Below are 9,185 nucleotides of genomic sequence, written 5' to 3' on the forward strand. Positions count from 1 at the left end.
AGCGCCGCCGCCCGCACGCGGCCGCCGCGCCGCCGCGCCGGCTGGGACAGGCCCGCCATCTCAGCCCGCCATGCAGGCATTGTTCAGAATGCCCGCGCCGATCTGCATGAAGGCGATGAAGACGGCGCCGCCACCCACCGCGTCGGCCTCGATCTCGGCGCGCAGCCTGCCCTGCAGCAGGGCGGACAGCAGCAGATGCACCAGCAGCTGCACCAGCACCGCCACGGCGCACCAGATCGCCTGATCAAACGGCCCGGCGGCGGCGCCGGCCACGGCGGCGATCGGCAGCACCATGCCGATCGCCTTGCCACCGAAGGCGATGGCGGTGGGCAGGTTGCCCGCGCGCAGCAGCGCCAGCTCGCGCTGCGGCGTGGCCGCGGAGACCGCCATCAGCCCGAACACCCAGAACAGCGCGCCGAGGCCGAAGGCGGTGGTGAAGCTGAGCAGGCTGGCGGGGAAGAGGGCGAGAATGTCGGCGGCGGTCACGTGGGCGGGGCTCCTGCAACGGGATACGGGGCGGCGGGCATGCGCTGGCTCAGCCGCGCAGGATGTGCGGCACGAAGCGCGCCTCTGCGTCGCTGCGCCAGGAGCGGCTTTCGCGGAAGGACAGGCCGGCCGGCTCGCCGCCCACCAGCCAGACGGAAACGCCGGCATGCACCGGCCCCTGCCCGCTCTCGAAGCGTGGCGGCGGGCACCAGCCCTGGCGCAGCAGCCTGCCATGGCGGTAGTCCAGCGGCTTGTTCGGGCGGGTCACCCCCTCGCCATCATCGCCGTGGCAGGGCTTGGCGACCAGGGCCATGCCGGGATCCGCCGGGACTTCCTCCTCCAGCCAGGCGGGCAGCAGGCCGGGATGGCCGGGCGCCTGCCGCCAGAGCCGCGCCAGCAGCGCCTTGTCGGCCAGCAGCCGGGTCCAGGCGGCGGGCAGGATCCGGGTGCGGCTTTGCGGCAGCGCCTCGGCATGCGGCTCCTGCTCCATCCACAGCCAGGGGTAGAGCTTCAGCAGGCCGGTGAGCGGCTGGTCCTGGTCGTCGGTGAAGCAGAGCGCCGCGCGGTCCCAGCCCACCGCGCCGATCTCGCAGAGCCGCGCCGGCAGCCCGGCCTCGCCCGCCAGGCTGGCGAGGTATTCGGCATCGGTGCGCTCCGCCCCGCCGGTCCCGCCGCCATGGGCGATGGCGAAGCTGGGCCCGAGGCCGAGCCGCGGCAGCAGCGCCAGCAGCTTCTCGTAGAGCAGGTTCTCCTGGTCGTCGCCGCGCGCGGTGAGGGAGGCGGCCCGCGCCGCCTCGAACCACTCCCATTGCAGATAGGAGGCCTCGGCCAGGCCGAGCGGCCCATCCGCCTCGTAATCCAGCAGCACCGGCTCCCCGGCGGCACTGAAGGAAAAGTCCATCCGGCCATAGAGCGGCGAGTCCTGTGCCTGCCAGGATTGCAGCACCGCCTGGCGCATGCCGGGGGAGACGAGGCCGAACGGCGCCGGATCGCCATCCCGCAGGAGCGCGCCGATGGCCTCCAGGCAGAGGGCGTGCAACGCGGCGGCGGTCTGCAGCAGCCGCTCGGCCGTGGCACGCGGCACGGCATAGGCGGCATCGCCCACCCAGTAGGGGGCGCCGCCCTCGGCCGGCGCCAGCAGGCCGAGCCGGTCGAGGCGCCGCCGCATGGCGGGCGGCGTCGACCAGGGCAGGCGCCGGAAGGGTGGCGCGGTGGAGTCGCTGGCGGTCACGTGCGCGGCCTCACAGGATCACATGCGGCACGAAACGGTCCTCCAGCGTGGTCACCAGCCCGGCGCCCTCGCGGATGCCGAGGCCGCAGGGCGCGTCGCCCGCCATCCACACCCCCATCACCGGATAGGCCGGCCCGTCCGGCGCGGCGTGCTCCGGCAGCGGCGCCCATTGCTGCCAGACCAGCGGCGAGGCGGGCAGACCCTCGGCCGGCGCGGTGGAGGCGGCGCCGGGCACGCCATCGATGCGCATGCCGATGCCCTCCAGCCCCAGCGCCGGCTTGCCGATGGCCGGGCCGTCAATGGCGGCGCGGTCCAGCGCGGCCGGCAGCAGCAGCGGATGGCCCGGCGCCATGGCCCAGAGCTCGGCCAGCATCGCCTTGCTGGCCTGCAGCATGCGCCGCGCCGGCTCGATCCAGCGGGTGCGGGCGGCGGGCAGCAGCGCGCCGCCGGCCTCGGCCGCCAGCCAGTCCCAGGGGTAGAGCTTGAAGCAGGCCTCGATCGGGCGGCCGCCGGGCTCCACCAGCCCCACCCCCTCCCGCCAGGAGATCTCCTCCACGGGCAGGAAGGCGGCCGTATGGCCGGCGGCCTCGGCGGTGGCCATCAGATAGGCGACCTGGGCGATCTCGTCCGGCCGGCCCCCCTCGGCCGCGAAATGCACCAGCGGCGGCAGGCGCAGCGCCGGCCAGCGCGCCACCAGCGCCTCGTCGATGGCGCTCCACTGGTCCTGGCCGGGGCGGGTGTCGGGGCCTTCCGGCGTGTCCTCGAACCAGGCGAGCTGCACCGTGGCCGCCTCCAGCAGCGCCGCCGGCGTCTCGGCATTGTATTCGTACAGCTTCACCGAGCCGTCCGGCGCCAGCCGGAAATCGAAGCGGCCATAGAGCGAGGGCTCGCCCGCGCGGTGCGAGGCCTCGACCAGCGCGGCATAGTCGCCCCGCGCCACGATGCGCGCGGCCGCTTCATCCAGCATCGGCGCCAGCTCCTGCGCCGCCGCCTCCATCGCCGCGATGGCCTCCGGCGTCAGCGCGTAGCAGGCGTCGCGCGCCCAGTATTCGCGCCCCTCCGGCGTGTGGAAGGTGAAGCCCAGCGCCTCAGCCCGGCGCGGGAAGGCGTCGTCGCGGCGCAGGGTCAGGCGCTGCAGGGGCGGGACCGGTCGGGCAAGGGCGGGCATCGGGGGGATCGGCCGCGATGCGACCCTGGCTCCTCGGACGGGTGAAAGACCGCCGCAGGCAAGCGGCGGCGGCCCGGCCTGTCAATTCAGCGCTGCGTGTGCCGGCGCAGGAACCGGTCCATGCCCTTTGCGCTTGCAAAATCCCGCCCACGCCGGATGCTGCCCGGAGGCCCGCCGCCCCGCGGGCCGCCGATCGCAAGGATGGTCGGGATGGCTGCCCCCGTCCCGGCCCGCCGCGGCGAGGCCGTGGCCAGAAGGGAGCGCGACTGCACCATGGACCGCCCAGAGCCACAGCAAGGCCCCACCCCCTCGCCGCAGGTACCGGCCGAGCGCGTCCGCCTCACCATCGATGGCGAGGTGCTGGAGGCCGACGCGACCGCCTCCATCCTGCAGGCCGCGGCCCGCGGCGGGGCGGCGCTGACCGCCAATATCGGCTGCATGGGTCAGGGCGTCTGCGGCTCCTGCCGCTGCATGGTGCGGCGCGAGGGCGAGCGCGCGGTGGAGACCCGCCTCGCCTGCGAGACGCGCGTCGAGCCCGGCATGCAGGTCAGCTTCATCGACTATTTCGTGCCCGAGCGGCAGCATGACTACCAGCTGGAGGCGCTCGGCGAGGGCTGGGCGCTGCTCGACGCACTGCATGAGAGCTTTCCCGAGGCGGCGCATTGCCGCCATTGCAGCGGCTGCGACCGCGCCTGTCCCAAGGGGCTGGCCGTGCAGAAGGGTGTCGAGCTCAGCGTTGAGGGCGATTTCGCCGCCGCCGCCGCGGTGTTCGACGAATGCGTCATGTGCAATCTCTGCACCCTGGCCTGCCCCGAGCATATCCGGCCCAACCATCTCGGCCTGTTCGTGCGCCGCTCCACCGCCGCGCTGACGCTGCGGCCGATCGACCTGGTGCGCAGGCTGCGCGAGATCGAGCGCGGCGAGATGCGTGTGGTGCTGCCCGATACCGGGCCGGAGGGCGCGGCATGAGCGGTATTTCTTACGGCGACGCGCTGGCCGCCCTGCCCCGGGCCGCCGAGGCCATGCCGCCCTCGCTGGACGCCGCCGGCATCCAGGCGCTGCTGGCCGCGCACCACCCGGACCATGGCGCGAATGCCCGCGTGGCGCTGAGCATCGGCGCCAATGCCGGCGACCCCTGCCACCCGGCGCTGGCCGCGCTGCTGCAAAGCAATGCGCTGATCGAGGATGCCGATCTGGCCGGCGCCGAGACGCGGCGGGCCGACCTGCTGGTGCTGGGCGGCGGCGGGGCCGGCGCGGCCGCCGCGCTGGAAGCGGCGGCGGCGGGGCGGCATGTGGTGCTGGCCACCAAGCTGCGGCTCGGCGACAGCAACACGGTGATGGCCGAGGGCGGCATCCAGGCCGCGGTCGGCCCCGAGGACAGCCTGCAGCGGCATTTCGACGACACGCTGAAGGGCGGCCACCGCCGCGCCGAGCCCACGCTGGTGGCGCAGATGGTCTCCGACGGGCCGGCGGTGATCCGCTGGCTGATCGGCCTCGGCATGCATTTCGACCTGGAGACCGAGGCGGGGCTCGGCGCGCGGCTGCTGCGCAAGCCGGCCGGCGGCACCAGCGCACGGCGCATCCTCAGCCATCGCGATTTCACCGGCCTCGAGATGATGCGGGTGCTGCGCGAGGCGGTGGAGATGCATCCGCGCATCACCGTGCTGCATCGCTGCCCGGCGGTGGAGCTGCTCTCCGACGAGCACGGCCATTGCGTCGGCGCCGTGCTCTACGATCTGGAGCATCGCCGCCTGAAGCTGCTGCGCAGCCCGGCGGTGATCCTGGCCACCGGCGGCAGCGGGCGGCTGCATCTCAGCGGCTTCCCCACCTCCAACCATTACGGCGCGACGGCCGACGGGCTGGTGCTGGCCTACCGGCTGGGCGCGAAGCTGCGCGACCTGGATTCCTTCCAGTACCACCCGACCGGGGTGGCGCATCCGGCGCATCTGGCGGGCGGGCTGATCTCGGAGGCGGTGCGCTCGGCCGGAGCCTGGCTGGTCAATGGCGAGGGCCAGCGCTTCGTCGACGAGCTCTCGCCGCGCGACATTGTCGCCGCCGCCATTCTGCGCGAGATCGCCGCGGGGCGCGGCATCGTCCAGGAAGGCCAGCGCGGCGTGTTCCTCGACACGCCCTCGCTGCTGGCGCGCGAGCCGCAGCTGCTGGAGACGCGGCTGATCGGCCTCAAGCACCTGGCGCATAAATGCGCGCTCGACCCGCGCGAGCGGCCCTTCCTGGTGGCGCCCACGCTGCACTACCAGAATGGCGGCGCGGTGATCGACGGCCATGGCGCCACCAGCATCCCCGGCCTCTACGCGGCGGGCGAGGTGGCGGGCGGCATCCATGGCCGCAACCGGCTGATGGGCAATGCGCTGCTGGAGATCATCAGCTTCGGCCGCCGCGCCGGCGCGCATGCGGCCTCGCTGCCCGCCTCACCCTCGACCCGCGGCGGCATCGAGCATCTGCACCGCTGGCAGCGCGCCCTGGCGCAGGCCGGGCTGCCGCGCGGGCCGCGCGCGCCCGCGCTCTACCCCGACTACGCCCCCTTCGACCTGCGCCGGCACCAGGCGGCGTGAGCGCGGCAGGAGAGACCGACATGTCCCATCTCAACCAGGTCCTGCTGCATCCCGCCCGCAAGCTCGGCGCCGATCTGGCCGCCTGGCTCGCGGTGGGCGGGGGCGAGGGCCTCGCCGCCGCGCTGGCCGACCGCGCCGGCATCATCCCGCTGCTGGAGCGGTCGGGGCTGCGCGGCATGGGCGGCGCCGGCTTCCCCACCTGGCGCAAATGGCAGGCCGTGGCGCAGCAGCCGGCGGGCGGCAAATACGTCGTCTGCAACGGCAATGAGGACGAGCCCGGCACCTTCAAGGACCGGCACCTGCTGCGCTGGACGCCGCATGCGGTGATCGAGGGCGGGCTGATCGCGGCGCTGGCCGTCGATGCCTCCCATCTCGTGCTCTACATCAACCCGCATGAGGCGGAGGCGGTGGCCGAGGCGCGGCGCGCCGTCGCGCAATGGCGCGGCCATGCGCTGCTCGGCGCCGTCGAAGAGGCGCTGGGCCATGCGGTCGCGCTGACCGTCGTCGAATCCTCCGGCCGCTATATCGGCGGCGAGGAGACGGCGGTGATCTCCTGGCTGGAGGGCAGCTTTCCCTTCCCGCGCCGCAAGCCGCCCTTCCCGGCCGAGCAGGGGGTGGGCGGCGCGCCGACGCTGATCAACAACACCGAGACCCTGGCCAACATCCCCTACATCTTCGCCCATGGCGCCGAGTGGTATCGCGGCCTGGGCGTCGGCGAGGCGGTGGGCACCAAGCTCTATTCGCTCTCCGGCGACGTGATGCGCCCCGGCCTCTACGAGCTGCCCATGGGCACCAGCCTGCAGGAGCTGATCTTCACCCATGGCGGCGGCATGCTGGAGGGGCGCGACTTCAAGGCCGTCTTCACCGGCGGCCCCTCCAACACGCTGCTGACGAAGCGCGACCTCGACGTGGCGCTGGATTTCGACAGCGTGCGGGCGCGGCAATCGCGGCTCGGCACCGGCGCGATGATCGTCATCTCCGAAGGCACCAGCATCGTGCGCAAGACGGCGGAGTACATCGCCTTCTTCGCCGCCGGCTCCTGCGGGCAATGCCCGCCCTGCAAGGCCGGCACCTTCCAGCTGGCGCGGCTGCTGGACCGCATCGAGGGCGGGCGCGGCACGGCGGAGGATCTGCGCGCGCTGCACAGCCTCTGCCGCATCCTGCCCGGCAGCGGCCGCTGCGGGCTGATCGACGGCGCGGTGACGGTGGTGGAAAGCTCGCTGCAGACCTTCCCGCAGGAATACGCCGTGGCGCGCTAGCGGCGCGTCTCAGCCCGGCGGCGCGGCGCCGCCGGTGCCGGCGCGCAGGCGCAGCTCCGGCAGCGGGATGAACTCCTGCTCGTCGCCGGGCACCAGCGGGAAGCGCCCGGCCTTCCAATCGGCCTTGGCCTGCTCGATCCGCTCGCGCGAGGCGGAGACGAAATTCCAGAAGATGTGGCGCGGCCCGTCCATCACCGCGCCGCCCAGCAGCAGCAGCCGCGCCCCCTGCGGACCCGCGCGCAGCGCCAGCTGGTCCCCGGCGCGGAAGACCAGCATGCGGCCGGGGCCGAAGACATCGCCGGCGAGGCCCACCTCGCCCCGCAGCACATAGGCGCCGCGCTCCTCATGCCGGTCGGGCAGCGGCAGCAGGGCGCCGGGCGGCAGGATGGCGTCCGCGTAGAAAAGCGGGCTGCGCGTGGCGACCGGCGCGCGCTCGCCCCAGGCCTCGCCGGCGATCAGCCGCACCCGCATGCCGGCCTCCTGCCACAGCGGCAGGGTGCCGGCGTCGTGATGCGCGAAATCCGGCGCCCGGTCCTCCTCGGCGGCCGGCAGCGCCACCCAGGACTGGATGCCCGCCAGGCGCGAGCCGCCCGGCCGGTCCTGCGGCGCCGTGCGCTCGGAATGGACGATGCCGCGCCCGGCGGTCATCCAATTGACGTCGCCGGGGCGGATGCTCTGGTCGGTGCCCAGGCTGTCGCGGTGCTGGATGGCGCCCTCGAACAGATAGGTCACGGTGGAGAGGCCGATATGCGGGTGCGGCCGCACATCCAGCCCCTGGCCGGAGAGGAACTCGCCCGGCCCCATCTCGTCGAAGAAGATGAAGGGCCCGATCATCTGCCGCCCGCGCGCCGGCAAGGCACGGCGCACGGCGAAGCCGCCGACATCATGCGCCCGCGGCAGGATCACCTGCTCCAGCCCCGCGGGCAGGGTCATGGCGGGGTCGTCCTCGACGCTCATGCAAGCCTCCATCGCCCGGCGGGCGGGGAGTATGGCCGGGACGCGGCGCCAGAGGAACCGAAGACGGCTAGCGCCGCAGCCGGTACATCGCCCCGGTCCAGGTGGTGCGGCGCCAGGGGCCCTGGGTGAAGCGGGTCTCCAGGTCGAGCCAGCCCTGGCTGCGGCTGTCGAGCAGCCGCGCGGAATCACCGAAGAAGCTGCCCACCTCGTGGAAGCGGCCGGGCGCGCTCTGGTGCAGGATGATCAGCGGGCAGTTGCGCAGCCCCAGGGCGGCGCAGCGCTGCGGCGCCTGCAGCACGGCGATGATCTCGGGCAGGCCGTCGCCATCCAGGTCCTGCCGCGCGGTCGCGATGCCAGGCGTGATGCCGGCCTCCTGCGCCTTGCGCAGTTGCCAGAGGCGGGCGTTGCGCACCGCCTCCTGCGCCGCGGCATCCCCGGGAGTGAGGCGCAGCGGCGCCTCCGCCCGCGCCGGGGTGGGGATGGCCGAGCCCAGCCCGGCCCCCACCCCGATCCCAAGCCCGATGCACAGCCCGATCGACCGGATGACCCGGCGCAACGGACCCCTTGCCGCCTTGCCATGGGCGGCGCGCGCGCGGTCGCGCATGCTGCTCCCTCCTTCCTGCAGGGCCGGGCCACGCGGCCCGTGCCGCAGGCTGGCGCGGCCAGGTGAAGGAAAGCTGAAGAGCGGTGCCGGCCTCAGCCGGCGCGGCGGAAGATGACGCTCAGATTGTTGGCCGGCATCGCCACGGTCGCGGGCGGGCCGAAGCCGGCGCGCGCGGCCTCCGCCGCCACCTCCTCCAGCACCCGCAGCCCCCACTCGGGATGGCGCTGGCGCAGGCTGGCGTCGAATTCGGCGTTGCTCGGCTCCAGCGCCTGGCCGGCGCGGCGGAACGGGCCGTAGAGGATCAGCGGCGCCCCCGGCGCCAGGCAGCGCGCGGCGCCGCGCAGCAGGCCCGGCGTCGCCGGCCAGGGGGCGATGTGGATCATGTTGACGCACAGCACCGCATCGGCCCGCGCGACCGGCCAATCCGCCGCCGCCGCGTCCAGCGGCAGGGCCGGGCGCAGATTGTCCAGCCCCGCCCCGGCCGCCCAGGCATCGGTGCTGGCGCGCGCCGCCGGATCGGCGTCGCTGGGCTGGATGGTCCAGCCCGGCAGGTGCCGCGCCCAGTGCAGCGCGTGCTCGCCGCTGCCGCTGGCGATCTCCAGCAGCAGCCCGGCGGGGGGCAGGACATCGCGCAGCACAGCGAGGATCGGGTCGCGGTTGCGCAGCGCGGCGGGGGCGGAATAGCGGGCATCCATGCCGCCATCCTGGCGCCGCGTTGCCGCCGCGGCAACGTGGCGTTCCGGGCGGCGGGGCTTGTCGGCCGGCCCGCGCCCGCCGATCCTGCGGCACCGGCCGGGAGGAGAGAGAGCATGCCGCCGCCCATCGACGCGATCTGGCAGCGCCTCGCGGGCGAGGCCGCCGGCCTGGCCGGGCGCGAGCCCGCTTTGGCCGAGGCCCTGGCCGACAT

The 9,185-nt window shown here is 74.4% G+C and carries 9 protein-coding genes; 3 read left to right on the top strand and 6 right to left on the bottom strand.

The window, feature by feature from the left end; all coding sequences use genetic code 11:
• Positions 1-60: 60 nt before the first annotated feature.
• The 3 genes from HMPREF0731_RS17415 to HMPREF0731_RS17425 are packed head-to-tail and all read right to left on the bottom strand — an operon-like array spanning position 61 to position 2,885.
• On the bottom strand, positions 61-486 hold the full coding sequence (locus tag HMPREF0731_RS17415) for a DUF350 domain-containing protein (RefSeq protein ID WP_007005500.1): 426 nt from the start codon (positions 484-486) through the stop codon (positions 61-63).
• 49 nt (positions 487-535) lie between these two features.
• The gene (locus HMPREF0731_RS17420; RefSeq protein WP_040613860.1) at positions 536-1,717 is read right to left on the bottom strand and encodes a glutathionylspermidine synthase family protein; all 1,182 of its coding nucleotides are present in this window, start codon (positions 1,715-1,717) and stop codon (positions 536-538) included.
• A 10-nt stretch (positions 1,718-1,727) separates the two neighbouring features.
• Positions 1,728-2,885, bottom strand: a complete 1,158-nt coding sequence (locus HMPREF0731_RS17425) for a glutathionylspermidine synthase family protein (protein ID WP_007005502.1) — start codon at positions 2,883-2,885, stop codon at positions 1,728-1,730.
• Positions 2,886-3,095: 210 nt separating this feature from the next.
• On the opposite strand from HMPREF0731_RS17425, the gene HMPREF0731_RS17430 reads away from it, so the two are divergent.
• Genes HMPREF0731_RS17430 through HMPREF0731_RS17440 form a run of 3 tightly spaced genes read left to right on the top strand, consistent with a single transcriptional unit; the run spans position 3,096 to position 6,717 of the window.
• Complete coding sequence (locus tag HMPREF0731_RS17430; protein WP_245538354.1) at positions 3,096-3,854, top strand: 4Fe-4S dicluster domain-containing protein; 759 nt, start codon at positions 3,096-3,098, stop codon at positions 3,852-3,854.
• Positions 3,851-5,458 (top strand): FAD-binding protein, encoded by a 1,608-nt coding sequence (locus HMPREF0731_RS17435; RefSeq protein WP_007005504.1) that lies wholly within the window; start codon positions 3,851-3,853, stop codon positions 5,456-5,458. The genes HMPREF0731_RS17430 and HMPREF0731_RS17435 overlap by 4 nt, the downstream gene beginning before the upstream one ends.
• 20 nt (positions 5,459-5,478) lie before the next feature.
• Complete coding sequence (locus tag HMPREF0731_RS17440; RefSeq protein WP_007005505.1) at positions 5,479-6,717, top strand: complex I 51 kDa subunit family protein; 1,239 nt, start codon at positions 5,479-5,481, stop codon at positions 6,715-6,717.
• Between the two features lie 9 nt (positions 6,718-6,726).
• On the opposite strand, the gene HMPREF0731_RS17445 is transcribed toward HMPREF0731_RS17440, so the two are convergent.
• The 3 genes from HMPREF0731_RS17445 to HMPREF0731_RS17460 all read right to left on the bottom strand — a co-directional run bounded on the left by HMPREF0731_RS17445 (position 6,727) and on the right by HMPREF0731_RS17460 (position 8,973).
• Positions 6,727-7,674, bottom strand: coding sequence for a pirin family protein (locus tag HMPREF0731_RS17445; protein ID WP_040613861.1), 948 nt, complete (start codon positions 7,672-7,674; stop codon positions 6,727-6,729).
• 67 nt (positions 7,675-7,741) lie between these two features.
• Entirely contained in the window at positions 7,742-8,278 is a 537-nt protein-coding gene (locus tag HMPREF0731_RS23330; RefSeq protein ID WP_007005507.1) for a hypothetical protein, read from the bottom strand.
• A 92-nt stretch (positions 8,279-8,370) separates the two neighbouring features.
• Positions 8,371-8,973: a DUF938 domain-containing protein gene (locus HMPREF0731_RS17460; RefSeq protein ID WP_007005508.1), complete on the bottom strand. Its 603-nt coding sequence runs from the start codon at positions 8,971-8,973 to the stop codon at positions 8,371-8,373.
• Positions 8,974-9,185: the final 212 nt, after the last annotated feature.

The organism is Pseudoroseomonas cervicalis ATCC 49957, assembly GCF_000164635.1.
In the GTDB taxonomy this organism is placed as follows: Bacteria; Pseudomonadota; Alphaproteobacteria; order Acetobacterales; family Acetobacteraceae; genus Pseudoroseomonas; species Pseudoroseomonas cervicalis.